This window comes from Cohnella sp. WQ 127256, from assembly GCF_024519285.1.
In the GTDB taxonomy this organism is placed as follows: Bacteria; Bacillota; Bacilli; order Paenibacillales; family Paenibacillaceae; genus Cohnella.
Genome location: NZ_JAMZCY010000001.1, coordinates 1,314,266 through 1,340,241 on the forward strand (window position 1 = coordinate 1,314,266; position 25,976 = coordinate 1,340,241).

A 25,976-nucleotide genomic window follows, 5' to 3' on the forward strand; every position below is an offset into this window, starting at 1 on the left:
GTGGAAACATTTTTGATGTCAAATGAACAATTTACTTCTCGCTTGCGGCAGGTCGGTGAGGAGCGCTATCACGACAAGCATCCTTATCATGTCGCGATGCACCAAGGAAAGCTATCCCCCGCTCAGCTTCGGGCATGGATCGCCAACCGTTTCTATTATCAGAAGAACATCCCTATCAAAGATGCGCTGGTCCTCTCTAAACTACCGTCTCGCGAAGATCGCCGCGAATGGATTCAGCGAATTATCGATCATGATGGTCGGGAAGGCGGAGAAGGCGGTATCGAAGCGTGGATCCGCCTTGGCGAAGCCGCGGACATTCCGAGAGAGGAAATGCTGGATGAGCGTCATGTGCTTCCGGCCGTTCGTTTTGCTGTCGACGCCTACGTGAACTTTTGTCGACTGGAGCCTTGGCCCATTGCCGTCGCTTCCTCCCTAACGGAACTGTTTGCACCTATTCTTGTATCCAAACGGATTGCCGTATTCGAACAGTTGTATCCTTGGATACGTCCTGAAGGACTAGCCTACTTTCAGGCCAGACTGCATCAAGCGCCGCGCGATGCGGATCATGGCTTGAATATTGTATTACGAGAATGCAGGAACCGAACAGAACAAGAACAAGCGATATCGGCTTTACGGTTCAAGTGTGACGTTCTCTGGGCACTCCTGGATGCTTTAAGCTTGGCTTTCCCCGGGGAGAACGAGCGATGAGCTCATTGGCGCTTTCGGAACTGCCGAGGCTACGTGGACCGGGTCGCATGAAATACGACAAAGCTCGCCAATCCGATTTGCTGCTATTACCAGAACGAGTCGTCCAGCTTAACGAGGCAGCGGGAGCGATTCTCTGGCTTTGCGACGGACATCGAACAATTGCGCAAATGATTGTTGAGCTTGAGTCGAAATACGGTCAATCCGACCTTCGGGAAGATGTTGTCGATTTTCTCGATTCTGCTTTGGAGAAAGGGTGGATTGAGCTATGTCGGTAAACTTGCCGTATGCCATGACCGCTGAACTCACCCATCGATGTCCACTTCATTGCCCCTACTGCTCGAATCCGATCGAACTCTTGAAAAGAGAGAATGAGCTGTCGGCGGATACGTGGCTGAACGTATTGGAACAGGCCAGCGAGCTCGGGGTTGTGCAAGTCCATTTCACGGGCGGAGAACCGCTCCTTCGCCCGGACTTGGAGCTGCTCATCCGCCGTGCCCGGGAATTGGGCCTCTATGTCAATCTCATTACGAGCGGCGTCGGAATTACGGAGCAGCGAGTACGACAGCTCGTTGAGGCCGGGGTCGACAGCATTCAGCTTAGCGTGCAGGCCTCTTCTCCCGAGCTTGCTGATTCGATTGCCGGTTTCCAAGCTCATGAACGGAAGAAGCAAGCTGCTGAGTGGATCCGTGCCAGCGGACTAGATTTGCATATGAATGTTGTTCTCCACCGGGCTAACATTCATAGGGTCGAAGAGATCATCGAACTTTGCGCAGAATGGGGAGCGGTGCGGCTTGAGCTTGCCAATGCGCAATATTACGGTTGGGCTTTGCAAAACGTTCATCTTTTGCTCCCGAGTAAAGAACAAATTCAAATAGCCGAAGCCGCCTATGCGCGAGCACATGAGCGCTTCGGCCATCAAATCGAACTTTTATGGATCTTACCGGACTATTATGAAGATTTCCCGAAGCCCTGCATGGGTGGATGGGGCCAAGTATCGCTGACAGTCGCACCTGATGGGCGGGTTCTGCCTTGCACGGTGTCATCAGACATTCGGAGCTTATCATTCGAAAATGTAAAGGAACGTGATCTAGCCTGGATCTGGCATGATTCTCCTTCTTTTAACGCTTATAGAGGCTATGAGTGGATGGCTGAGCCCTGTAAGAGCTGTGAGCGACGCGAGCTAGACCATGGCGGATGCCGCTGTCAAGCCTTTCTGTTGACCGGAGATGCGAGCGCTGCAGATCCCGTATGCAAGTGGTCTCCCCATCGCGGCGCAATCGCGGAAATGGTCGGCTCGATCGCGAATGGCAATGGCGATGTCGGCACGTCTAATTATTCTTACCGCGGCAGGTGATCCATTATTGAAAATTTTCGACGCCCACTGCGATGTGCTCAGCAAGCTGTTGGACAATCCAAAACTTGATTTTGCTAATGAAAAAGAAGGTTTGGACGTTACATTGGAGAGAATGCTTGAATCGGGCATCGGCGTGCAAAATTTTGCCGTTTATTTGCCGGAGCGACGTTCCGGTGAATTTAAGTATGTGTTGGAAAGCATTGATTTGTTCCATGAACGCATTCTCAAAGAGCCGCAATTGCGGTTTATTCGCACGAAAAACGATTTGCGTCTTGCCTCAAATGAAGGACGGATCGGAGCGCTTCTGTCCTTGGAAGGGGTAGATTCGCTGAACGGAAATCTAGCCTATCTTCGAATTTTGTACCACCTTGGCGTACGGAGCATAGGCTTGACCTGGAACCACGCCAATTGGGCTGCGGACGGCGTATTGGAACCTCGAAATAGCGGTTTTACCGCACGAGGGAAAGACTTGATTAAGGAATGCAACCGTCTGGGCATGATTATGGACGTTTCCCATCTCTCCGAGAAAGGCTTCTGGGAGCTCATCGAAGATTCCCACAAGCCCGTCATTGCTTCTCACTCCAACGCAAGTACAATCAGTCCCCGATTGAGAAATCTGACGGATGCCCAAATCGGCTCCATCATTCATACCGGAGGCGTTATCGGGATCACCTTCGTCCCTCCGTTCGTGAGCATGGATGAACCGGTCGAAATGGATAAAATTTTGCTTCATATCGATCACATATGCTCTTTAGGTGGCAAGCGCCATATCGGTCTAGGCTCCGACTTTGATGGGATACAGCAATGGATCGTCGGTCTGGAGCATGCTGGAAAATACGATCGGTTGGTGAACCTGATGCTGAAGCATTACCGGGAGGAAGATGTCGAGCTATTCGTCTACGGCAACTGGTTCCGTTTCTACATGGAGCATTTGCCGGATTAATTATGGGTTTTCTAAGTTCTCTGAAGCGATTACCCTCGGATCATGATCGCCTGGCAGTACAAAGCCGATGGGTAAAGCATCGCCGGCTTTCAGCATCTTCTCTTGTCCCACGAATTTCGTCAGTCGGGTCTCGAAAAAAGGTGGACGTTGTATCCATAAGTCCTTCGGCACCGTCAGCACGAACCGCCCTTTGCTGTCAGGAATGGTGACGGAGTAATCAACACCGAGCGGGACATGGAGTCCGGCCAACAATCCGGCGTACGTCGCTCCCTTCGTGGTTGTGCAGACGAGCGTCGGAGGCTTATCGTCGATAACCGAACCTTCCCTCGGCAGCCTGATCTGAATTTCTACACTCGTATTCCGGGGAAGAATAAATACTTTATTGGCCGGCAGCGAATATCGGCGCATGCCGACGATAACGGTAAGGTTCGTCTCCTCTTCTTCCGGCCAGTAATACATCTCATATCTCCCATCCTGATTCGTCGGCGTGGATTTGGCGAATCCTTCGCCTTCGTCTCGGTCTATCCACACGATTGCATCTTTGACTGGATTGCCGTGGGCGTCCGACACTGTGCCTGCGATACGGAACTTGTCGACTTGGAAGAAGGAAACCGCATCACCCTTATCACTTAAGATACGTGCATGCACTTTGACCATGCGCGCATCCGCTTCTGAAGGCTCCGTCTTAGTCACTACGATCGGATGGTAGACATTGATTGCAGAGGAGGTTGTGAGAAGCTGACCCTCCTCTCTCTTCCCGAGCGGCTTGCCATCGATCTTAGCATCATGGACCGACACAGCGTGAATGGCCGCGTAGACCGGTAGACTACGGTCGACAATCAGCTCGAAGGTGCCATTCTCTCCGGTTCGAATGCTTCTTCTGCTTGTATCGGTTTGAAGCTCGGCATTCTCGACCGGCTGTCCACCAAAAATCAACCTACCTTTGACCGTGGTCATGTGCGAACCGTCCTTCTGCCACGTCTTGACGGTAAACGTCGTCCGTTCAAGCTCGATTTGGCCTCGAGGAACTTCCGTTTGTGCGTTAGCTTCTTGACGAAAGGCTGTCCAATACGTCGTTGTAACGGCCAACAGCACGAACAATACCGCTTTGATCATTATTTTCAAGTATGAGGTCTCCTTATAATGCGGCGGTCAAGACAAGACGATGCTCGTCTGACTTGACCGCCGGATCGAATCTCTTTTATGGCGAAGAATGAGCTCCACCCGAATTGGCTTCTCCTGCCGTTCCTTGAGTCTTATCTCCTCCAAGCCCGAATAAATGCACTTTTGGCTTCGACCCGCCAGTGGTGACGATGATATATTGTTTGCCATCGACCGTGAAAATCGAAGGAGCTGCCTGCACGTTATCCCCCGCCATCTGGAAAGTCCAGACGACCTTGCCCGTCTTGATATCCAGCGCGTTAAGCTTGCCGTCCAGCTCTCCGAAGAATGCTAAACCAGAAGCCGTGCTCGTCAAACCGCCGCGCTGAGGATCTGTCGTCTTGATCTGATAAGCTTGTTTGCCTGTATCCACATTAATCGCGGTAATGGTACCGTATCCCTTAACATCCGGTACTTCTGCGGTCACCGTTCCGAAAGCCGCCGCCCCTGGGAAGTTCGGGGTAGCCGCCTCCTCTTCATTTTTCGCGGCTTTAAAGATAGAGGGCTGCTCAATGCCCGGAATCAATACGTAATTCGTTACGGGATCGTAAGCTTCCGGCGCGTAATTCTCCCCGCCTAGAACTCCGGGATAGCCAACCACACCTTCGGGCGTCGGTTTCGGATGATCGATTTTGGCAAACGGAATGCCATCCCATACCGCATCCCCAGTAGCGGCATCCCATGCGAACCACAGGCCGGATTTGCCACCTTGAACGACGAGCTTCTGCTTCTTTCCTTTCACAGTGGCATCGATAATCATCGGAGAAGCCCCGGCATCGTAGTCCCACAAGTCATGGCTGACTTCCTGCTTAGCCCATACGATCTTGCCGGTCATTGCGTTGACGGCCACGACCGAGTCGGTATTCGGGTTATCTCCCGGACGATTATCTCCGTAAAAGTCCGGAGCCGGATTGCCTGTAGCGAAGTACATGATATCGGTTTCTTCATCGATCGCAACAGGATTCCAAACCGCTCCGCCTCCTTGGAACTTGCTGTTTGCCAGCCAATCCTGACCTTTCGGTGGTACGGTCCAGAACGGAGAATCCCAGGCCGGCGTCAAATCGCTCGCCTTAAACGCCGCTACGAATCCGCGAATACCGTTATCTCCGCCGCTACTGCCGATATAGACGTTCCCTTTGTAATATTGGGGGGCAGTTGTCTCATAGTAACCGTTCTCCAGCGTAACTCCGTCGATATATTCCGAAAGCTTAATCATCTTAACCAACTGGCCAGTTTTCTGATCCAAGGAGATGAGCGAATTATCGACCGCCAGCATAAATACTTTGCCTTCGCCAACCGCTACTCCACGGTTGGCGATGATCCCTGCTTTCGAGAAGGTCGCGGCTTGCTCGGCCGATGGCTTCCAATGCCAGATTGTTTTGCCGGTCACGGCATCGAATGCGAACGCTTGATTGCCGGCTGTTGTAATGAAGGCGACTCCATCTACGACGACAGGATATGACTGATTTCCGTTTTTGACATCCGGGTCGAGGGCCTTTAGTTCTGCAGACCAAATGACGCCAAGATCTTTGACGTTATCGGCAGAAATTTGTTTGAAAGGAACGTGCCGAGTGTTGGCAAGCGAATAGCCGTAGGAGCCCCAATTTTCAAAGGAGGTGCCTGTCACTCCGGATGCGGAAGGCGATGCTGTGGCGGTCTGACCTGACGTTGGCGAAGGCGAAACATTGTTGTTTTTTCCGGTACAAGCACTAATCGCCAGCAATAAAGCTAGCGCAGCGCTGATTTTGATGTGCGTTTTCTTCACAGTTGATACCCCCAGAATGTGAATGCAGTTTCGTGTTTCATGGAAGATCCAATTTCATGCAACCTCCGCTGATTATGGTATTTCCAAACTGGCGTTAATTAAGTCAAGAGTCGGATTAGCTATCGTTAAACTTTTAAAAATAAAAAAGGTCAACCCAAAATATCCGGCTGACCTGTTCATATGAAACCCTCAAGGCTAACTGCCCTCTATCTAGGATTGGGATTCGGAATTGACCACGCTCTTGGTGTCGAAGACTTTGACGGCCGATTCCTTAGCTTCCTGCTGGTCGTACATCTTTCCGAGTTTCCAACCGATCCCGATATTCACTACCGCCATTGCCGAGAATAAGACGACGTCTCCCCACGGCTCCGGAAGCAGCAGGTCGCCCAGAAGCCAACCGCCGGTCATCGAGGCCCCCATAATTACACCCTTCACCGACGATTTAAAGTTAACTTTAGCCATACGCTTACCCTCCCGTTGGTTCGCTTATACGCAGCATCAAGAGGCGTAGGAGCGCGAAACATTCGTTTCCCGCGCCGCCAGCCAACTACGTCAATACAGATACGTCGAGCCTTAGGCTTGCGCCTAATTGACGTCTCAGTGCGCTCCTCGCTTAGATGACAAACTTGTAGTAAGCTACCCGCGAAGGTCCTCGGTTCCCTCTAAAACCGATTGTATGATGTGGACAAGAGCGAATATGCCTTAAAAATAGAGCGTTCCGGAAGTAGCTCATTCATGATGTTCTTGCGCCTACCGCAGCGAGTAGAGCTTCGCAACCTGTTCGTCCGTAAGCATACGATCGTACAATTGCAATTCATCGATTTTCGCTTGCGCGAATTCTATATTGGAGGGCTGACATATAGACTTCAATAACCAAAAAAAAGCCCGCGGTATACGCGGACTTCATTAAGTTTGCCCTTACTCCTTGCCGAACACGTATTTGTAAAAAGTGTTAGCAAATAATCCAATGGTGGAAATCTACTCAACCGTGCATTCAAGTCGTTTTTATTAAATGAGTTGATTATCGTTTTATTTCCCTTTGATAAAAGTCATATAATTGATTAACAGATGAACTTGAGAAGATAGAACTGGCTCGTTCAATTGTCTCACGTTCCCAATCGAACCAGCGCATTTCCTTTAACTTTTCGATTTCATTGTCTGAAAAACGCTTCTTTATCTCTTTAGCTGGGTTTCCGCCTACTATCGTGTAGGGAAGGACATCTTTTACAACAACAGAACCTGCCGCAACAATGGCGCTTTCACCTATTTTCACACCGGGCATAATCATAGCATTCATGCCAATCCACGAATCACTTTCGATGATGGTATCCCCTTTTGGTTCGTAAGAAGCTTCAATCTGATCCACAAACGGATACACGGTAATCCACTCAGGATGATGATTGTGATTGCCACCCATTAATATAATTACACCGCTAGCAATACACACGTAATTTCCTATAACCAATTTATCTAGATGCCAACCATAATCGTTAATGGGGTTAAATAACTTTCTTGATTTTTCATCTCCCCAAAGGTATCTAACGCACCCATCTTCAAAATCATGATTATCGTAATAACCAGAGTAGTAGGAGTAATCCCCTACTTCAATCATGGGGTTGGTGACAATATCCTTTAGATACTTAATTTCAGACCAGTGGTTAAATTGATGTTGTTTCATTCTTTTCCCTCGCTTCTAAGTTAAATAATTCGTATTTTCACTTAGAAGCTTAATGCAGTAGCTACATTCTTAAGCCGTTTCAAACGACGAACCATCGTTTTCATCCTTTTCCTATTTGATGGGGACATTTTAACAAACGAATCATTTGCTCGTCAAATCATACGAATCAGATCGTTGTCATTATCCTTTTCCTATATTCCAATGGGGTCATTCCTTCTTGCTTCTTAAACCTTTGAATAAAATAACTTACACTCGGATAGCCGCATTTGTTAGCAATTTGTGCGATCGGTGTTGTTCTGTGCTCTATTAATAACTGCTTCGACTGACGTATGCGGCACAAAGTGATGAATTGCATCGGCGTTTGCTGGGTTAATTTACGAAAAAGTTTACAGAAATAATACATGCTCACATTTGCTTTATCTGCCCATACTTGAAGCTCGAATGGCTCGCATGCTTTCTCCTGAATTTCAGTTAATAGGTTTAACATTACTTCAGTGCTGCTTTGCTCTCGCCTAGGTGTAAGTGGCGCTGCTTGCGTTATGAATTCTGCAACAATCCCATAAGCGAGTGTAGACAACAACGATTGATGCAATTGCTTATAGGTCTCAGCTTCATGAATTAGAGATTGAAACGACTGTTGCAGCCTCTCCCAATGATTCATCGTCCACAAGTTCGTTTGATAGAACCCTTTTTCCAATAGAAACTCTTTGATTTTCTCCCCATAGAAATGTAAAAAATATACTTCCCATGGATCATCCTGGCTCGAGTAATATTGTTGATACTGCATCGGAACGTAAAGAAAAGCTTCCCCTTTCTTGATCTCATGAGCTTTTCCATCCATCTGGATGTAGCCCTTCCCTCTCGTGACGAGATGAATATTAAAATTTGGAAATTCTCCTGTTTCCCTTATAACTGAGTGCTGCGGATTATCGTTATAGCAACCAACAGATTCCGGAAAACAAATGAATTGATCGGAGCTTATCGTCGACAATGCAATATGTTTATGCATTCCATCCCTCACCTAAAATCACAATATCGTTATATTCACCTTAATATATTGTTATAGTGGAAACAATAAAATTCTATTATGATAACAATATTATACAAATAGATTGAGCTCGGCCAATAAAAAAAGCATGAATTTTAATAGGAGGAGAATGAACATGACAATGAAGCAAATTGCCATTACGAATAGACTATCCTGCTCGCAACTCGTGCTCGGCTCAATGATGCTGCGTGAGGAGGATATGGACTACTCTGCTGGATTAATGGATGCCTTTACGGCGATTGGCGGGAACTGTATCGATACAGCGCATGTATACGGAGCAAGCAGCTCTAGAGCAGTCGGTCATTGGATACGGGAAAGAAATAACAGGTCGGATGTCATCATCATCGGCAAAGGAGCTCATCCCAATTCTGAATCCCGAATGACTGTCGAATATATGGAACAAGATCTGTATGAAACGTTCGAGCGGATGCAGACGGATTATGTAGATATTTTCATGCTGCATAGAGATGATCTGGACAAGTCGGTAGGTTACATCATGGAATCTATGAACGCTCAACTCGAAGCTGGGCGTTGCAGAGCGCTTGGCGTATCCAATTGGTCGGTGTCACGTATCCAAGAAGCTAATGAATATACTGCGGCACATCAACTGCATGGTCTGCTCTGCAACAGCCCCAACCTGAGTTTAGCAAAGCCAAATGAACCTCGATGGGCTGGATGCGTGTCTGTATATTCCGATGAACTTGCTTGGCATGAACGAACGCAATTACCGCTGATGTCCTGGTCTTCTCAAGCAGGAGGCTTTTTTACCGGTCGTTATACCCCCGACAGTGGTGATCCGGAGTTGATCCGCGTTTACTACAACGATGCAAACTGGGAGAGATTCCGCAGAGCGGAAGCTCTCGCTCAAACGAGAGGTGTAACCACTAATGATATTGCTTTGGCCTATGTGCTTAATCAGCCTTTTCCCATCTGTGCGTTGATTGGTCCGGTTACGGTCGAAGAGCTTCACTCCAGCGCACATGCGCTTGGCGTATCGTTGACCAGATCAGAAACTCGCTGGCTGGATCTAATGGAATAAACAAAGGACGGTAAAAGTCATCAAGTAGTCTAATGATTTTTACCGTCCTTCTCTATACGAAACACTTATTTTATTTCTTCCATAAAACCTCTGAAGCTTTCAACAATTTCTTTCGATTTAGTATGGTGCAAATAATGTCCACCTTCAAATTGAATTACTTTTCCATGCGTAGAATTTTTGACTTGCGCTTCATGCAGGGGTACCCATCCTTCTACGTCTGTATTATTCGCTTCGATAAAGATAATAAGGGGAAGATTTTTGGGAAATGTTAATTTTTGAGCTGCCTTAAAATTAGGATTAAAATTTTTCATTTCATTCAAGGTGCTGGGATTAAGCATGTTTTTGAGAGTAAGCATTCTCATTTGTTCTTTTGTATAATCATCAAAAGGCAGTCCAGCATAGGGGTCAGCACTTAGTTTCATTTGCAGTCTGACTAATCCTGATTTTTTGAGTAGTTTGAACGTTTCTATGGGTAATTCTTCATCCATACCGCCTTGCGTTGGAACACTGCTATCGATCCCGACAAATGCACTCACTTCGTTCTCATATTTATTCACATAATCTAGTCCGTAGATCCCAGCAATGGAGTGACCCATTAGTATATATTTTTCAATTTTTAGACTTTGTAAAGCTTCATGAACTTCACTTACAATATTCTCTGTGCTTCGTTCCTTTTCGGTTCCATCACTTAATCCATAGCCAAAAGGCTCAATCACGACGACTTTGTAAAATGGAGATAGCTCATCTACTAGTGGCTTGAAATCAAGTGCTGGGGCTGCTGTTCCATAACCAGGTAGGAGCACGACTGTTTCTTCGCCTTGTCCTTGAATCAGAACATTCATATTTTTACCGTCTACAAGCACAGACTGACCATAGGGTTCTATTTTACCTTGCTCCGATTTGTTACTGATCCTATTAACTATAAAAACTACGGCTAGAAAAAGTCCAATTAATATAACGATCACTAATATTGCTTTAAGTATAACGATAAGCGTTTTTTTCATTCTCTTGCTCATCCTCATTTTCATTACCCCGCTTTGTTCCATTAGTATCTGCTCCTGTCCTCATCTGTTTATTCCGATGCCTTATCGGACCGCTAAGAAAAGCTTATACGACTAAGATGTACTCCCTGTGACGACAATATGAACGGAATATGAACGAACAAAAAAAGCTACAGCCTCACATGCAAAGAAGCTTGCACATGATGCCGTAGCATGGAAGTACTAATATTACACTATCGGCGTTGTGATTGGTAAGGTGACAATGAAGGTCGTTCCTTGGCCGGGTTCGCTTTCCACTCGAATGTCACCTTGATGTAGCGATACAATCTGTTTAACGATGGCGAGTCCCATACCACTCCCGTCATACTTACGACTGTGGGAACGATCGGTCTTAAAGAACAGCTCGAATATACGCTTCTGATCCTCTAAGGAAATACCAATGCCAGTGTCTGCTATTCGGACTGTCACGTTTTTGAGATCTTGTTTGATGCTGACGTTAATAATGCCACCATCCTGGAAAATTTGATGCTATTACCATTAAAGCTCATCTAAATTGATTTCTAAATCTAGTATTTTCTTTTTCTCTACACTTTCACCTTCGATCGAGAAAATCGCCTCCGCATATAGTACTTTATCATCGGATCTAATGTCCATAATTCTGTCCTTTTCGTAGCTATATGCTTCATTATTACTTAATGTCCTTTGGATACCGACAAAGCTGCGAACAATATCTGGCCGATTGGAACGTTCTCCAACAACTGCCCCGATCAAAGGGTCCATATGGATGATCTGAATGGAACGATCACCTGTATACACCAATTCCGTGTGGATTTTGATTTTTGCTTTTTCTACTTTTTCTACTTTGACTCGAAGTGTAAAAAAGTCGGACGACACTTCCTTTATAACAGGAATGTGCTCCTTTCTTTGACATCCCATAACCAACAAAAGGAACACACATAAAGTCGTTATAACCTTCATTTTTTCCACTCCCTTCTTCATTCGCAATTAGTGACGCTCAATTTCGTTACCCTTACAATAGATGGGGTAGCAATAACAAGGATAGTCCAACAAGGGCGAAAATGCCCGATACTATCCTTCTTATAATGAAATAAGACCTTGGCGGTTCTCTCCTAGCTTTCCAACCTTCAGTTATCTTCCAGATAAAATAAGGATTTATCGTTGCAAATATTGCAATTCCAGTCCATAAACACAGGAATATAAAAATAATCCAGGATAAAACATTCAATTCCGGCGGCACTCCCATTTTGCTCCCCCCATTATCATGTTTGTAGATTATACGCTTTGGGATATTCTGGGTTGCGGGACCCTGCGTCCAAATAGGATAAGCCCAGATTTGCTCTTCAAATCCAAACCGTTTTGAGATTTGTTGTTGAAAATATTTCCGTTCATAGATATGTACAATCAGGCGCTTAAATACATAATATGAAACAAATCATGAGCCATAAATGCTTGAATATTATCATGGTGTCCGTTTAGTTTTGGACTAAGAGGAGGGCATAATGAAAAGTCGGAAGAAATTAAAAGTATGGGTTCTTACTAATGAATTTCATCCGATTATTAACGGCGGACTCGGGATTGTCGCAACTCAATTAACTAAAGCGCTGAGCAACTCTGGGGTAGAAGTAATCGTCGTATGTGCTAGTGACTCTGACAAAATCACATATTCCAAATCGGGCGATAGGCCACGAATTGTTAGGCTTCCTAAAGATTCTCGTCACTACAATCATTCCGCACGAGCGTTCAAATCGAGTAACGTTCTGCGGGCAGCTGCAACCCTAAGCTCCGGTAAACCGGACCTCATTCATGTGCATAGTACGGATTTCTCTGCCGTTGCTTTGGCGGCCGGAAGCTTATACAAAGTCCCTATCGTATATACTTGCCATTCTATGGTTTCAAAAGGGATCACTTCGGTTTCAGGGAAAAACCAAGCCAAACTTATTCGCGCCTCAAGACGGATAGTCGTTCCGAGTAAGTGGCAGGCAGGTGAAATCAAGCTGTTATACCCTGGTAAACATAGAATAATATCCATCATTCCGCATGGCGTAAAATCCTTGTCTATGCAACCTAAAGGTTCACCTGACAAATTGCTCTACATTGGAAGACTTATTTCTTCGAAAGGGATTACCCCTTTAATAAAAGCCATTGCTTTGTTATCACACAAAAATAAAAATGTAAGTTTAACCATCGTCGGAAGTGGCAAAGCACGTTATGAGAATCGTTTACGCACCCTCTCGAGACAATTGGGCATTTCAAAGCGTATTCACTGGGTTAAAAAGAGCCCGAACGCTGCTGTACAGCGGATGTACGCTTCCTATGGTGCTGTCGTTGTCCCCAGCAAAAAAGAATCTTTCTGCCTAGTCGCACTAGAAGCGATGGCAAATGGCGTACCGCTTGTGTCCACATTATCGGGTGGTTTAAGAGAATTCGCAAACACTCGGAATACCCAAGTCATTTCTTCCGTTGATAGCTCTTCTATCGCGAATGCAATTACTGCACTTTGGAGGAGCCCAACGAAAACGAAGTTAAGGGTGACTAACGCACGTATAACTGCAGCTCGTTACAAATGGCCTGTGATCGCACGAAGATATAAATCACTCTTTAAGCAACTGCGGAAGGTGAAGTCTATTTGAGCGAAGAAGCGATTGTCAGCATCGCAGAACGGTTTGGGATAAAGGTACGCGGAATTATAAAAATTCGGAATGGGATTTATCGGGTCAACACGTCCAAAGGAAAATCATACAGCTTGAAACGAATGTCGAAGCGGCTATCGCGTTTACGATGGATCGACCGAGTGCTTCTTCGTGTCCGAAACAGCGGTCCACGCCTTGCTTGGCGTAATCCACAAACATCTGAAGGACGAAAGCCGTATGTTTTTTCGAATAAAGGCGATCCATATGTACTTACACGATGGATTTCGGGGAGAATCCCTTCCCCCCGTTCTCTAAGCGATATGCGATCTTGTGGTGTGGCATTGGCACGCTTTCATGTTGCCGGACGTGCCGCGCTGAAGGGTAAATTTGCAAATAGCATGATCGGAACATGGCACTCTACGTTCATTAATCGGCATCGGGACCTCCAAAGAAAAATCGCAAAGGCGAAAAGGAATGGTTACAGTCCACCGATTAGCCGTTTTTTACAGCAGCACGGCTTGGAAGTGTTACATTATTCGAACCAAGCGAGAGCGTTGCTGCGAAACAGTGGGTATCGCTCGTATTGCAACAGAGCACTCCAAACCGGAGTACTCACGCACGGCGATGGAGGTCCGAGTAATTTTATTCTAAATGCCGAAGGCACTCATCTCATCGACTTTGAAACGCTTTGCGTAGATTTGCGCGCCTACGATTTGTATAGAGTTATTTTCAATTCTTGTAAAGATTATCATTGGGATTTTGCAATTGCTAAAGCGATTCTAAATGGTTATCGTCAGGTCGCTAAGATTCGTAAAACAGATTATGATCTTATTCAAGTCTGGTTAAGATTCCCGCAGACGACTTGCTTGGTTCTCTCATCATCCGATCGATTTCCATTAAACAAAAGTTGGTTGCAATGGGCTCTTGCGTCTGAAAGGAGAATCGGCTCGTTCCTCCAGCAACTCCATAAATATGCTTCAAGACATAGCTCTTAATATTCGATATTGCTTGTACATGAGATTCCGTTACAACAAAGAAACTTTCCATTAACAAGGAAAGTTTCTTTGTTGTATTAAGTTAAAGCTTACCTTACATTTATGCGGTTAGCCAAGCCCCACCTAACCTCCTCCTATTCCCATGCATCCCCATTTTCTTTTTCGTAAAGCTGATGTTATGTTGAATAGTAAAGTCTCAAACATAAGTGGAGGTTGAAATGACTCTATTAATAGGATCCCATGTCTCTATGGGTGGCAAAGAGATGTTATTACAAGCAAGTAAAGAAGCGGCGTCGTATGGAGCCTCAACCTTCTTAATCTATACTGGAGCTCCTCAGAATTCCAAACGTAAACCAATTGATCAATATAATATTGAACGTGGTCACGCCCACATGAAACTACACGGAATATCAAACATAGTTGTTCATGCCCCCTTTCTCATTAACCTAGCGAACACGAAAAACAAAGAGATTTTTGACTTTGGCGTAACGTTTCTACATGAGGAAATAAAACGGACAGAAAGCTTGCAATCTGAACAATTAGTGTTGCACCCCGGCTCTCATGTAGGTGCTGGTAGTGAGGAAGGGATCAAACAAATTATTCGCGGATTGAATGATGCTTTATCTGAGGTTAGTCACGTACAGGTTTCATTGGAAACGATGGCTGGAAAAGGCACGGAATGCGGTCGAAGTTTCGAAGAGCTCGCGAAAATCTTTGCTGGAGTTCACCAGAATGATCGTTTGTCCGTCTGTTTAGATACTTGTCACATTCACGATGCCGGATATGATATCATCAATGATTTTGACGGCGTTCTTGAAGAGTTTGATCGTGTGATTGGGATAAACAGATTGAAAGTGCTTCACATTAATGACTCTAAAAATGAACGAGGGTCAAGAAAAGATCGACACGAAAATATCGGACACGGATACATCGGTCTAAATGCTCTTGATTATATTGTGCATCACCCTCAACTCACTCAGATTCCTAAATTGTTGGAGACACCTTCAATCGGTGAAATCAAATACAAAGATGCACCTTACAAACATGAAATCTCTCTGCTTAGAAGAGAAATATCGGAACCCATTACTAAGATCGTAAAAATTAATGGCTAAGTAACCCTATTTAGTTCAACGATATACTGTCTGATGTCACTGCCTTTTGTTGTTTGTTTGACCATATGACTACCGGAATTAGTAATAATGCAAGGCACCCGCCCGCAAGAGAAAGCGTAACGTAACTGGTGTTTGCAACGACCATTCCCGATAATACTCCCCCCGTCGCCCCCGAAAGTGCAACTAACACATCAATCGTTCCTTGGGTTTTGGCGCGGGTCGATGGATCTGTCGCATCTACGATAATGGCTGTTCCGCTGATCAAGCCAAAGTTCCACCCGATTCCCAGCAAAGAAAGAGCAATAATGAGTATCCACATCGAATCAGCTGGAGCAACAGCTGCAACGATACCGGCAGACAAGAGAACGACTCCTGATGCTATCGACATGGCTGTGCGACCTAATTTATCAACTAGAACACCGGTAATTAGGGAAGGTAAGTACATCGAACCGATATGGATGCCAATGACTAATCCTATATCTTGCAAGCTATGACCATGGTGCTTCATGTGTATAGGCGTCATTGTCATTATAGCGACCATAACCATTTGAGTTAAGATCATGACTGTTGCCCCGACAACTAAGCCTTTATTGTTACTTTTAGGCGTTGTCTTTTGTGCTGCAGATGGATCCCTCTCTGACTGTGCTTGATGTATCGCTTTCGCTACAAGCAAGGGGTCCGGCCGGAGGAATATAAAAATGATCATACCTGCAAGGAGGTAAGCTGCAGCAGCTAAAATAAACGGACCCGCTAGGGCTGGAACTCCGATTGATGTAGCAAATCGTCCGGTAACGTCCACCAAATTGGGTCCAGCAACGGCTCCGAAAGTTGTCGATACCATGGCGATACTAATCGCTTTCGCACGTTGCGAGGGGTTAGCTAAATCTGTTCCTGCATAACGCGCTTGTAAGTTTGTTGCCGTTCCAGCACCGTAAATAAGCAAAGACGCAAACAAAAGAACAATATTTTGATTGAGTGCAGCGATGATTATTCCAATCGACCCAATGCCACCTATGAAGAATCCTGCGGAGATTCCTAACCTGCGCCCATAACGTTGTGAAAGTCGTCCTATTAGCAAGGCGGCCACAGCAGATCCTAAGGTGAACAAGGCCGTGGGTACGCCAGTAATACTTTCCGTTCCCAACATATCCTGTGCAAGGAGCGCTCCGACAGTAACTCCGGCAGCAAGCCCTGCACCCCCGAAAATTTGGGATAGCACTACAATGAGAAGCGAGCGTTTATACAATTGTCTCTGTCTATCAGGGAAATCGACGTACCCTCGAATTGGACTGTTTGACTTACTATGAGGATCATGCGGCATCGCTTTGAACCACCTTTCAAGTTGTTAAGAATGATGCCTACATAGGAAGCACTACCTATCACTACACTGCATTTCATCTCTTCTATTGATTATATATAATCGTTATGTTATTTCACAATCCTATTCACAAGCCAATCAATAATGACTAGTCGCCCCTTCGGCGTCCAACTCATCACGAACCAGTTCGGGATCAGATTGACATTCCCTTTGCGAACCGCCGGTATCTCAGACCAAGCCTTTGTCCGAGTTAGCCCATCGAACATCTTCTCACTGCCAGCCAAGACATGGTGCTTCTGGATGAATAGATGCTCCGTCTCCAAGACAGGCATGGACTCCGGTAACACCTCCATTCTCCACGTCGATTCAGATTGTTGAGCGCCGGACTTCAAAGAAAGCTCTCCATAGATCAGTTCATTTAACGGGTGACCTGCCGTTCCCTGGATGCCGACAGCACGATGACTGACTTGCATGATCGTAACGCGTTCATCACCCAGAGCTTGATGCAGTTCTTGCCGGGCGTCTGCAATACGCAATTCCAAGCGGCTTAATATTTGCTCGGCTTCACGTTGTCGGTTGACTAGATCGGCGACTTTCATGAAGTTCCCTTTCCAATCCCATACGGAAAAGTCAAGAAAGACTGGGAATGCGATCTCTTTAAGTGAATTCTTAAATTCCATATGATAGTGATCGGCTAAGATCAGGTCAGGAGCGGAACGCTTCAACTCCTCCAACTGATCGCGCAACATCTCCACGTACTCTCCCTGCGCCAAACCAGGATATTGGAATAAATCCACTACGCAAACCGGTTCGATGCCTAACGGTTGCAAATGATCATGGAATCCGAGCGAGGATGCCACAGCTATCTTTAATGTACTTCGTTTCATATAGACAGTAGGAGAAACGCCAACGACACGCTGGAACATTCGGCTGAAATAAAATTCGCTGCGAAAGCCTACAGAAGCGGCCACTTCCTTGACGCGGCTATAATCATGTTTTAACAGCTGCTTTGCCCGATCTATTCGAATATTGCTTAAATATTCAACTGGAGATAATCCTGTAACCTTGCGGAACTTACGGGAATACGCGGCTGATGCCATGCATGCTGTATCAGCCAGCTCTTCCATGCTGATTTTCTCTTGATAGTTCTGCTCCATATAGAAGATGCTTCGATCTATGCGTTCATCACTCACATTTGAGGAGTCCTCAACGCTTTCGATAATGCCATTGATTAAGGCTTCTAGTTGTAGTCTTAGCGAGAAGTGACTTTCCTTCTGCTGTCCTCTGCTTTTTTCATACATTTGAAGGATATGTTGAAACACCTGCTGTGGATGCCGGATCGGAAGTTGTCCGGGAAGGAAGGAACCTGCCAAAGATAGTGATTTTGTCACCGAACGCTGCCCTTTTGATTTCGCTAGCGAAATCGGTTCGAAGAATACACCGAAATATTCAAAATCTTCTCTTTGCTCCGAAAACTCTATCACCATGCCTGGAACGAGCAAATAGAGCTCGAAAGGCCGTATTTTACAAAGCATCCCATCGATTAGAGCAACCCCTTCTCCCTTAATAATAAAACATAACAAATGCACGTAAACCCGATACGAACGAGTAGTCGAATTATTTAGGATTTTGCGCTTGCGAACCGATGAGAGTAAGAATATCGGATGAGTCTCCGATGAAGGGGATAGCATCTATGAGCACAGCCTTTCCTTAAACCTGCATAATTCATTGGATTTAAATAATTCGTCGACGAAGCAGCAAATAGACCATATAGGGTGCTCCAATCAATGCCGTGATTAAACCGGCCGGTATCTCGAACGGTGAGAATACAATTCTCCCAAGTAAATCCGCGGACATGACGATGAGCCCACCGATCAGCGCTGCGACCGGCAGCCTCTTAATACTCGGATTTCCAACCAAATGAAACGCCATATGCGGAGCCAACAGCCCAACGAAAGCGATCGTTCCCGCCATCGATACGGCCGAACCTGCTAAACCCACGCTAATCAAGATTAGAAGAAGCCGGATAGTCTCTAAACGGATGCCCAACCCTTTTGCCGATTCATCACCCAGCTGAAACAGATTAAGCTGTCGCGCGAACAGCAGAAGCAAAGGAAACAAAAGAACCAACCAAGGAAGCAATGGCCAGAAGTGACTCCAAGATCTCCCGTACAAACTACCTGCCATCCATATGGAGGCTTGCGTTACTTGAAAGATATTTCCGATTGTTAACAAGTACGTAATCAGCGCTCCAGCCATAGCTGAAATGGCAATCCCGACCAATAACATGCGTACTGTTGAACTTCCTTTTCTCCATGACAACACATATATTAATGCCGCAGCAATCAGTGCCCCGCCAAATGCGACCACAGGAAGCCTACTCACTGGAAAGGATGGAATAAGCGTTATTACGGCTACTACAGCGGCAGCCGCTCCTGAATTAAGTCCAATGACGCCAGGCGATGCCAATGGATTACGAGTAATGATTTGTAATATCGTCCCTGACAAGGCTAAGCCGCATCCTACCAAGAAACCGGTCAATGCTCTTGGCAACCGCAGCTGGCGAATCGTAAAGGCGTATTCCTCATTCCCCAAACCCAATGCGGTCCGAAGGGCTTCGAAAGCAGGAATTGCTCTTTCACCGAGAATGATGTTAAGGATAAGTACTAATAGATTTAAAAAAAGTAAAAGCAGGACGATCCACAGCCAATGTCTCTTGATCACGAGAGAAACTATGTCCTCCCCCCCTTTCTCAGCACCAAATAAATGAGAAAAGGCGCTCCGAAAAAGGCAGTTACGACCCCTACTGGGATTTCCTGAGCAGGATGCACGAAACGTGCCGCAATATCTGCCGCTAACAAGAGAAACGCGCCAAGCAAAGCCGCATAAGGCAGAATCCAGCGATAGTCGGCGCCTACGAGGAAGCGCGCCATATGTGGAACCGCTAGCCCGACAAAGCCAATGGGCCCAGCGATGGCTACCGCGCTCCCCGCAAGCATGACAATGACAATGATGCACAGAACCTTTGTGAAAAACACGCGCTGACCCAACCCACGAGCCATATCGTCACCAAGATTAATGACGTTCATATGGCCGCCCATACTGAATGCGGCAATTAATCCGAACAGCATATAGGGAAGCATTTGCTCCAGTAAATGGATATCCCTTCCTGTAAGAGAGCCGGCAAGCCAAAATCGCATCGTATCTAAAGTTTGTTCATTTAAGATAAGTATCCCTTGCGTTAAGGATGCTAGTAGAAGATTTATTGTAGATCCGGCCAATACAAGCTTGACCGGTGTCAACGGATCTCTGCCTAGTGATCCTAGTAGAAATACGGAGCTACCTGAAACCGCGGCTCCCAATAATGCCGACCAAGCAAATATCGAAAGGGAAGTCGAACCAAATAAGAAGGAAGCAATAACAGCAGCCAGAGCTGCACCGTAATTCACTCCGAACAATTCCGGACCGGCGAGAGCGTTCCGACTAAGAACTTGCATTAAACAACCCGCAACGGCTAATGAACTGCCTACCATTACCGCTATTATCGCTCTAGGCATTCTAACGGAACGAATGATCAACTGTTCGCGTGAACCGTCGAAGGACAAGAACGCATTTAGCACCGAGCGGAAAGGAATTCTTACGATTCCAAACCTGATACTGATCATTGTAGCTACAATGACAAGAACCAGAAGGACTGCCAAACCTATGAATCTGATCTTCAATGTCTATCCCCCCGCAGCATGACTGTAAAATATAGCAGAATAGAGATTGGGCCGTCGCTAGGACGACCCAATCTCTGATCAATCAATTTGCAGTGCTTGCTTATTAAGCAAGCCTGATGGTATGCCTTCTGTAGCCGTTATCCTAATCGACAAGATAAGTATTCAAATCGTCAACCACTTTATTTACCGCTTGAATGCCAAGTCCACTCATCCAATATTCCCAGTCTACCGGATGTACGCGTTTATTTTTGGCGCCTTCTAAAGTCGCCCATAGTGGACTACCTTCCAACTTAGCGAAGGCGCTCTCCTCTCTATTAAACCAGAGCATCACATTTCCATCCAGATCAGCAATTTGCTCGATTGTTAAGTCTTTGGAAAACCCTTCGTCGCTTTGTGCAGCAGGGCGTGCAATGCCAGCATCGGTCATTATACTACCCGCAAACGTACCTTTCAGGTAGATCTGGATTTTTTCTTCCCGCGGGCGGAATAAGGAAACCTCGATGGGCTCACTTGCGGAAAGCTTTGATTTCAGCTCTTCAATTCTTTGCTGGTAGTTTTCCAGTAGCTTCTTGCCTGCTTCTTGTTTATTCACCGTCTCCGCATGAAGCGAGAGATTGGCTTTCCAGGTCACGCCCAAGGATTCTACATACACCGTTGGTGCGATTTGCTTCAACTGATCGCGAATCGCTTCATGCGCGTCTTTGTTTCCGATAATTAAATCCGGCTTCAGCGCATCGATCGCTTCCAAATTCGGTTCATTTACCGTTCCGATATTCTCAATACCGTCCGTGCCCTTCAGATAGGCCGGATAAGGATCTCCAGCGGATAGTATCGAAGGAGCGCCGATTGGTTTGATCCCTAGTTCCAGTAGATTATCGAGGGCACCGATATCCAGTACAACGATCCGCTCGGGATTTTCCGGGACCTCAACATCTTCATATGAATCTTTTACTATTCTTGTTGCCGATGTGCTCGTTTGAGTATTTCCATCTTCAGATGCCGTTTCTGTGGCTGCTGGCGCAACCGACTCTGGGGTCTTGTTGTTTGCGTTGCTCGATTCCGAGCTGCCGCATCCTGCAAGGATCGTCAGCATTAGTGCAAGAACCGAAAAATAAATCCCAAATCTGCGATGAATCCCCTTATGACTTCCTAACATACACTTAATCCTCCTAAACCTAATTAATAATGATTATCATTATTAATTAGAATAATAGCGTACGTTCGATAGACTGTCCATGCAAAAACCTTTCGATTTCATGTCCTTTTTGACCGATATTTTCTCGACAAATATCACGAGTAGCGGTAAAATGTCCAAAACCTAAATAAAACAAGGAGTAGCCCCATGGCTGCCCCTTGTTTTATTTAGTAAACCTCTGCCATACCTATTTTCATTAACCTACCTTGGCTCCATGAGAAAGCACAAACTGTATAGCTTGCTCTGTGTCCATTCTCAACCCCGTAATGGCGAATGCTTTGAAGTCGACTCCGTCCATTTTGGCCCCTCTTACATCAGCACCCTGCAGCTTCGCTTTTGCCAGTACCGCCATAGTCAGATCACAATCTCTTAAATCGGCTTTTTCTAAATTGGCTCCTGATAAGTCCGCTTCATGGAATTTAACCCCACGTAAGTCCTGTCTAACTAACCGGGCTTGTCTCAAATTTGTATATGACCAATCGCCTTGAGAAATTGTGATCCCATCCATGTTGGAGCCAGAAAAATCCGACCCTGTCATTTTGCAATGTTCAAATTTCGAAACAAATAAATTCGCTGCGTTAAAATTACAATTCTCAAACGCGGATTCTTTATGAATGGAGCTGTTTAACAATGCCCCGCGAAAATTACATTCAATGAAACGGCAGTTGCTAGATGTAATTTCCTCTAGTGACCCGTTAGCAAATGAGCAACGATTAAATGTACAACTGATTAGCTCGCCGTAACTTAAATCTTGAGTACCGAAGTTTACTCCTTCATAACTTTGATTACTATGTTGAAACATAAGATACCTCCTACCGTGAAATGATCCTTTTTAATATATCACACGGATGTCAAGTACCTGTATAATCTCAACCCAAAGTCAAGCGCTTTATTATTCGAAATTCAAATGCTTTCTGACATTAAAACTGAAAGCTTAAGTAGCTCATTGAACCGTGCTCGATTTTGTCGTCGAATAAGACGCGTGATTTGCTACTTGCCGTACTGCTTCCCAATGCAATGAGCAAAGGTAAAAAGTGCTCTGGACGAGGCACTGCTTTTGCAGCATGTGGAGCTAACGTCATGTAGTTGCTTAAGGATTCAATATCTCTAGCGAGCACTTTATCGCGAATCCAATCCGTGAACTGAATAGCCCATTCGCGAGGTGGAGCATCCTTTTCCCGATCAATTTCATTAAAATTGTGTGTCAAAAATCCGCTACCGATGACAAGAATACCCTCTTGATCAAGACCCTGTAACGCTTCCCCTATGGCAATTTGCTGCCTAGCAGGTGAAAACGGATTAATGGATAAGGGGACGATGGGAATGTCGGCTTCCGGGTAAGCATGCATCATGATCGGAAATACCCCATGATCCAAGCCCCGATATTTCCGTTGAAAAGGTATGTTATGCCGGCGCAAACGTTCTTCAACGATGGAAGCGACAATGGTGGATCCTCTAGCCGGATATTGAACCTGATAAAATGAAGGTGGAAAACCGTAATAATCGTATTCCATTTCGTGAACGTCGTCCGTGGCCGCGATTGTCGTGATCTCGCTTTCGAAATGCGCCGAGAAGATGACAATGGCTTTAGGTTTGTTTTCTTTGCCGAATCGATTTAAGAACTTCGTGAATTCGGATTGTTCGAAAGTGGTATACGGGGATCCGTGAGCCAAAAAAACGGGAGAAATCATTATCTAACCTCCTTGTAACTAGAATAAGTGATAGATAATCGCTAGTGAAGTAGGCACTTCAAATAAACCAGGTATCTAAGAAGAAACCAATAGAAAAACAAGGAGTAGCGCCGTAGCGAACTGCTCCTTGTATTGTTTTACTAAAGTATGCTTTATTCCTTTTTTTCCATTACAGCAAAGTAATTTTCTTCACTATCTGCAAAGTTAAATACACGGACAGGCCCCAAATTTACAATGTCTCCGACTTTGACATTTTTATTGGACAAGTCGCCATGTAATTGCTCGAAATGGTCCGAAAAGAACATTAAAGAAGGTGTACCTAGATTTACTCCTGGTGACATTTTGGCAACGACTTCTTTATTGTGCAAAATGATCGTAGTTTCCGCGCTCTTTGTTGGAGCAATTTCAATCCATCTCATGCCTTGACCGTTATTTTCTTCAGAAATTATACTAAACCCTACTTTTTCCGTCCAAAACTCTACTGCCTCATCTTGGTTATTCACGTACAACATAATTTGACCAACTTTACTAATCATTGATTTTCCGCTCCCTTAGTATCGTTCTTTTGTATCGACTCCAGATGATCGACCAGTCTGTTCCATGTTTCTGTGATACCTTGTAGCATGCCCATATCCATCACCTGCTGTAGCGCTTCAGCTTTCGCATATTCCCCGCGGCTAATGACCTTTGTTCCGCTATCCGTCTGGATGAAGGTCAGCGTCACGTTCGTTGACGGCATATTTTCCGCCACATTGCCCTCTGCATCGGAGAAATAATCCACATACACAATCTTGTCCGGCTCAACAATTTCACGGTACACAGCTTTGCCCCATGATTCCATGCCATAGAAATCGCCTTGGTTAGGATCCTCGCACTTCATACAATAATGCCAAACTCCACCTACTTGGAAATCAACATGACATACTGGAATTGTCCAACCTTTCGGTCCCCACCAATTCTTCAGATGCTCCGCTTGCGAGAACGCTTGGAACACAAGCTCACGAGGCGCATTGAATTCGCGCTCCAGAATTAACACATTTCCCTCTACCTTGGATACCATTTGACTTGTCAATTTAACTTCCTCCTCGTTTACAACCCTCGTTCAAAGTAGTCCTTCCACAGCGTTCACATTGTTATTATTTGCTCTGTAGCTTCTGCAAATAGTCATCCAGTTGGTCGAACCGCTTCTCCCAGATCACACGGTAGCTCTCCAACCAATCATCCAGCTCTCGAAAAGGATCCGGCCGTAGCCTGTAAATCCGACGATTGGCGTCCACTTGAGCTTCCACGATGCCAGCCTCACTTAGAACACGCAAATGCTTGGAGGCTTGCGGCTGGCGCAGTTGCAGCCGTTCTGCGATTTCCCCTACGGTGAGAGGACATTCGCGCAATAGCTCAACAATCTGCATCCGATTAGGCTCTGCTAAGGCACTCATGACGCTTGGATTCATGGTTAACATCCATTCTCTTGCAGGAATAGAACGCGTATATCATTTTGTGTTTGTAGTTTGTATTTCCTTGTAAAATCAATATAACCCAAAAGGAATATTTCCGTCAAGGAATATTCGAAATAGAAATCCCACCTAGATTAAAGCGCAAAAAAGCAACTATCTCATCCGTTACAAGTAAATTTTCTCACGGCATCCTGAGTCCCTTTATCGAACGCATAGCGGGTGAGGTCATACCGATCCCATTTCGTTATATCATCAATACCGAATCCTTTCATACCTGTAGCTCTATAAACATCGTTATCTTCGGTAAAATACATCGGAGAAAGCCATACATACCCATCGGGTCTAACCAACCATGCGGACACCACATCTGTATACTCATAAAAGTCTTCAAGATAAAAGGTTGTTCCGACCCAAATATCTCCACCTTCACCTCTGAGCAAATCATCACAAATGTCCTTTAAGTGCTTCTCCGCAGCTGTAATCATGGCATCCTTACGTGTTGATGTACCATAATTCGGTTTATGAGGCTCCTTTATTTGAACTTCGAAGCTTCCAACTACTACATCATTCCCCTCAGGCCATAGTCCTATATCTTCTTTGCTAATTTGTCCATCACAATACACGATTCCATTCCCAATTTTGAATTCAACCAACCACTCACCTATATTTGTCTGGGCGAAGACCTTCTTCCCCCCAGAGTTATCTTCATAAACACGGACCTCAACTTCTATCGCCTGTCCGATATAGGGATCAAAGTTTTTGCTGGAAGCATTCAGTTTAACTTTGGCGGGATACAGCCACAGACGATAATTAATATACTCTTCCAAGGCATTATTTATATTCACTAAAGAATATGGAGGAGGCAGCTTTACTTCTAACGTCGGCATTAATGAGCTCTCAGTTGCTTGGGTGGATTCCACTGTATTCGCGTTGATGCTCCCGAATTTAACTTCATCTGAGTTCTTGCAGGAGCTCAATAGTGCAGGGAGACCTGCTACCAGTACAATGAATAAAATGAGTTTCTTCATAGGTCACACCCCTAATCTCTATATCAATCGAATATTAATTGTAACACTCCCATGTATTTTTGGGGATAAATTCCAATACCATTTCAAATAAATCTCCCTACCATTTTGAACGA

The 25,976-nt window shown here is 45.4% G+C and carries 28 protein-coding genes and 1 pseudogene; 9 read left to right on the forward strand and 20 right to left on the reverse strand.

Annotated elements, in window-relative coordinates:
• Genes pqqC through M1K58_RS05820 form a run of 4 tightly spaced genes read left to right on the forward strand, consistent with a single transcriptional unit; the run spans window position 1 to window position 3,005 of the window.
• Window positions 1-708, forward strand: a complete 708-nt coding sequence (gene pqqC / locus M1K58_RS05805; RefSeq protein WP_256757709.1) for a pyrroloquinoline-quinone synthase PqqC — start codon at window positions 1-3, stop codon at window positions 706-708.
• Window positions 705-983, forward strand: a complete 279-nt coding sequence (gene pqqD / locus M1K58_RS05810) for a pyrroloquinoline quinone biosynthesis peptide chaperone PqqD (RefSeq protein ID WP_256757710.1) — start codon at window positions 705-707, stop codon at window positions 981-983. Before pqqC ends, pqqD begins: the two co-directional genes overlap by 4 nt.
• A complete protein-coding gene (pqqE, locus tag M1K58_RS05815; protein ID WP_256757711.1) occupies window positions 974-2,062 on the forward strand; it encodes a pyrroloquinoline quinone biosynthesis protein PqqE in 1,089 nt (362 codons plus the stop codon). Before pqqD ends, pqqE begins: the two co-directional genes overlap by 10 nt.
• 7 nt (window positions 2,063-2,069) lie before the next feature.
• Window positions 2,070-3,005 carry a dipeptidase gene (locus tag M1K58_RS05820; protein ID WP_256757712.1) on the forward strand — a complete coding sequence of 312 codons (936 nt, stop codon included), beginning with the start codon at window positions 2,070-2,072 and terminating at the stop codon, window positions 3,003-3,005.
• On the opposite strand, the gene M1K58_RS05825 is transcribed toward M1K58_RS05820, so the two are convergent.
• The 3 genes from M1K58_RS05825 to M1K58_RS05835 all read right to left on the reverse strand — a co-directional run bounded on the left by M1K58_RS05825 (window position 3,006) and on the right by M1K58_RS05835 (window position 6,393).
• The gene (locus M1K58_RS05825; protein WP_372339103.1) at window positions 3,006-4,130 is read right to left on the reverse strand and encodes a carboxypeptidase-like regulatory domain-containing protein; all 1,125 of its coding nucleotides are present in this window, start codon (window positions 4,128-4,130) and stop codon (window positions 3,006-3,008) included. It abuts the gene before it with no gap.
• A gap of 76 nt (window positions 4,131-4,206) precedes the next feature.
• The gene (locus M1K58_RS05830; protein ID WP_256757713.1) at window positions 4,207-5,931 is read right to left on the reverse strand and encodes a pyrroloquinoline quinone-dependent dehydrogenase; all 1,725 of its coding nucleotides are present in this window, start codon (window positions 5,929-5,931) and stop codon (window positions 4,207-4,209) included.
• Between the two features lie 210 nt (window positions 5,932-6,141).
• Window positions 6,142-6,393: a hypothetical protein gene (locus tag M1K58_RS05835; protein ID WP_256757714.1), complete on the reverse strand. Its 252-nt coding sequence runs from the start codon at window positions 6,391-6,393 to the stop codon at window positions 6,142-6,144.
• A gap of 273 nt (window positions 6,394-6,666) precedes the next feature.
• Here M1K58_RS05835 and M1K58_RS05840 point away from each other — a divergent pair, with 273 nt between their 5' ends.
• A complete protein-coding gene (locus M1K58_RS05840) occupies window positions 6,667-6,804 on the forward strand; it encodes a hypothetical protein (protein ID WP_256757715.1) in 138 nt (45 codons plus the stop codon).
• 148 nt (window positions 6,805-6,952) lie between these two features.
• Here the strand turns inward: M1K58_RS05840 and M1K58_RS05845 are convergent, their stop codons facing one another.
• Both M1K58_RS05845 and M1K58_RS05850 read right to left on the reverse strand, forming a co-directional pair.
• Window positions 6,953-7,609 carry a CatB-related O-acetyltransferase gene (locus M1K58_RS05845; RefSeq protein ID WP_256757716.1) on the reverse strand — a complete coding sequence of 219 codons (657 nt, stop codon included), beginning with the start codon at window positions 7,607-7,609 and terminating at the stop codon, window positions 6,953-6,955.
• Between the two features lie 166 nt (window positions 7,610-7,775).
• Window positions 7,776-8,618 carry a helix-turn-helix transcriptional regulator gene (locus M1K58_RS05850; RefSeq protein ID WP_256757717.1) on the reverse strand — a complete coding sequence of 281 codons (843 nt, stop codon included), beginning with the start codon at window positions 8,616-8,618 and terminating at the stop codon, window positions 7,776-7,778.
• A gap of 154 nt (window positions 8,619-8,772) precedes the next feature.
• On the opposite strand from M1K58_RS05850, the gene M1K58_RS05855 reads away from it, so the two are divergent.
• Window positions 8,773-9,696 carry an aldo/keto reductase gene (locus tag M1K58_RS05855; protein ID WP_256757719.1) on the forward strand — a complete coding sequence of 308 codons (924 nt, stop codon included), beginning with the start codon at window positions 8,773-8,775 and terminating at the stop codon, window positions 9,694-9,696.
• Between the two features lie 65 nt (window positions 9,697-9,761).
• Here M1K58_RS05855 and M1K58_RS05860 read toward each other — a convergent pair whose 3' ends face one another.
• From M1K58_RS05860 to M1K58_RS29625, 4 genes and pseudogenes are all read right to left on the reverse strand, one after another.
• A complete protein-coding gene (locus tag M1K58_RS05860) occupies window positions 9,762-10,724 on the reverse strand; it encodes an alpha/beta hydrolase (protein WP_372339131.1) in 963 nt (320 codons plus the stop codon).
• A gap of 201 nt (window positions 10,725-10,925) precedes the next feature.
• Window positions 10,926-11,230, reverse strand: a pseudogene (locus M1K58_RS05865) (sensor histidine kinase); the annotation flags it as partial.
• Between the two features lie 4 nt (window positions 11,231-11,234).
• The gene (locus M1K58_RS05870; RefSeq protein ID WP_256757721.1) at window positions 11,235-11,675 is read right to left on the reverse strand and encodes a hypothetical protein; all 441 of its coding nucleotides are present in this window, start codon (window positions 11,673-11,675) and stop codon (window positions 11,235-11,237) included.
• Window positions 11,676-11,727: 52 nt separating this feature from the next.
• Complete coding sequence (locus M1K58_RS29625) at window positions 11,728-11,961, reverse strand: DUF6199 family natural product biosynthesis protein (protein ID WP_372339104.1); 234 nt, start codon at window positions 11,959-11,961, stop codon at window positions 11,728-11,730.
• Between the two features lie 256 nt (window positions 11,962-12,217).
• Here M1K58_RS29625 and M1K58_RS05875 point away from each other — a divergent pair, with 256 nt between their 5' ends.
• The 3 genes from M1K58_RS05875 to M1K58_RS05885 all read left to right on the forward strand — a co-directional run bounded on the left by M1K58_RS05875 (window position 12,218) and on the right by M1K58_RS05885 (window position 15,455).
• Window positions 12,218-13,348: a glycosyltransferase family 4 protein gene (locus M1K58_RS05875; RefSeq protein WP_256757722.1), complete on the forward strand. Its 1,131-nt coding sequence runs from the start codon at window positions 12,218-12,220 to the stop codon at window positions 13,346-13,348.
• The gene (locus M1K58_RS05880) at window positions 13,345-14,343 is read left to right on the forward strand and encodes a phosphotransferase (protein WP_256757723.1); all 999 of its coding nucleotides are present in this window, start codon (window positions 13,345-13,347) and stop codon (window positions 14,341-14,343) included. Before M1K58_RS05875 ends, M1K58_RS05880 begins: the two co-directional genes overlap by 4 nt.
• A gap of 218 nt (window positions 14,344-14,561) precedes the next feature.
• On the forward strand, window positions 14,562-15,455 hold the full coding sequence (locus M1K58_RS05885) for a deoxyribonuclease IV (RefSeq protein ID WP_256757724.1): 894 nt from the start codon (window positions 14,562-14,564) through the stop codon (window positions 15,453-15,455).
• A gap of 10 nt (window positions 15,456-15,465) precedes the next feature.
• On the opposite strand, the gene M1K58_RS05890 is transcribed toward M1K58_RS05885, so the two are convergent.
• From M1K58_RS05890 to M1K58_RS05940, 11 genes are all read right to left on the reverse strand, one after another.
• Window positions 15,466-16,776 carry an MFS transporter gene (locus M1K58_RS05890; protein WP_256757725.1) on the reverse strand — a complete coding sequence of 437 codons (1,311 nt, stop codon included), beginning with the start codon at window positions 16,774-16,776 and terminating at the stop codon, window positions 15,466-15,468.
• A 107-nt stretch (window positions 16,777-16,883) separates the two neighbouring features.
• A complete protein-coding gene (locus tag M1K58_RS05895; RefSeq protein WP_256757726.1) occupies window positions 16,884-18,464 on the reverse strand; it encodes a helix-turn-helix domain-containing protein in 1,581 nt (526 codons plus the stop codon).
• A 43-nt stretch (window positions 18,465-18,507) separates the two neighbouring features.
• Window positions 18,508-19,497 (reverse strand): FecCD family ABC transporter permease, encoded by a 990-nt coding sequence (locus M1K58_RS05900; RefSeq protein ID WP_256757727.1) that lies wholly within the window; start codon window positions 19,495-19,497, stop codon window positions 18,508-18,510.
• An 8-nt stretch (window positions 19,498-19,505) separates the two neighbouring features.
• Entirely contained in the window at window positions 19,506-20,495 is a 990-nt protein-coding gene (locus tag M1K58_RS05905; RefSeq protein WP_372339105.1) for a FecCD family ABC transporter permease, read from the reverse strand.
• A gap of 142 nt (window positions 20,496-20,637) precedes the next feature.
• Entirely contained in the window at window positions 20,638-21,651 is a 1,014-nt protein-coding gene (locus tag M1K58_RS05910; protein WP_256757728.1) for an ABC transporter substrate-binding protein, read from the reverse strand.
• A 235-nt stretch (window positions 21,652-21,886) separates the two neighbouring features.
• Window positions 21,887-22,492: a pentapeptide repeat-containing protein gene (locus M1K58_RS05915; protein ID WP_256757729.1), complete on the reverse strand. Its 606-nt coding sequence runs from the start codon at window positions 22,490-22,492 to the stop codon at window positions 21,887-21,889.
• 118 nt (window positions 22,493-22,610) lie between these two features.
• Window positions 22,611-23,381 carry a DODA-type extradiol aromatic ring-opening family dioxygenase gene (locus M1K58_RS05920; protein WP_256757730.1) on the reverse strand — a complete coding sequence of 257 codons (771 nt, stop codon included), beginning with the start codon at window positions 23,379-23,381 and terminating at the stop codon, window positions 22,611-22,613.
• A gap of 152 nt (window positions 23,382-23,533) precedes the next feature.
• The gene (locus tag M1K58_RS05925) at window positions 23,534-23,917 is read right to left on the reverse strand and encodes a VOC family protein (protein WP_256757731.1); all 384 of its coding nucleotides are present in this window, start codon (window positions 23,915-23,917) and stop codon (window positions 23,534-23,536) included.
• The gene (locus tag M1K58_RS05930) at window positions 23,914-24,441 is read right to left on the reverse strand and encodes an SRPBCC family protein (RefSeq protein ID WP_256758261.1); all 528 of its coding nucleotides are present in this window, start codon (window positions 24,439-24,441) and stop codon (window positions 23,914-23,916) included. The genes M1K58_RS05925 and M1K58_RS05930 overlap by 4 nt, the downstream gene beginning before the upstream one ends.
• 76 nt (window positions 24,442-24,517) lie before the next feature.
• On the reverse strand, window positions 24,518-24,841 hold the full coding sequence (locus M1K58_RS05935) for an ArsR/SmtB family transcription factor (RefSeq protein WP_372339106.1): 324 nt from the start codon (window positions 24,839-24,841) through the stop codon (window positions 24,518-24,520).
• Window positions 24,842-24,993: 152 nt separating this feature from the next.
• Window positions 24,994-25,863: a hypothetical protein gene (locus M1K58_RS05940; protein ID WP_256757733.1), complete on the reverse strand. Its 870-nt coding sequence runs from the start codon at window positions 25,861-25,863 to the stop codon at window positions 24,994-24,996.
• Window positions 25,864-25,976 lie beyond the last annotated feature (113 nt).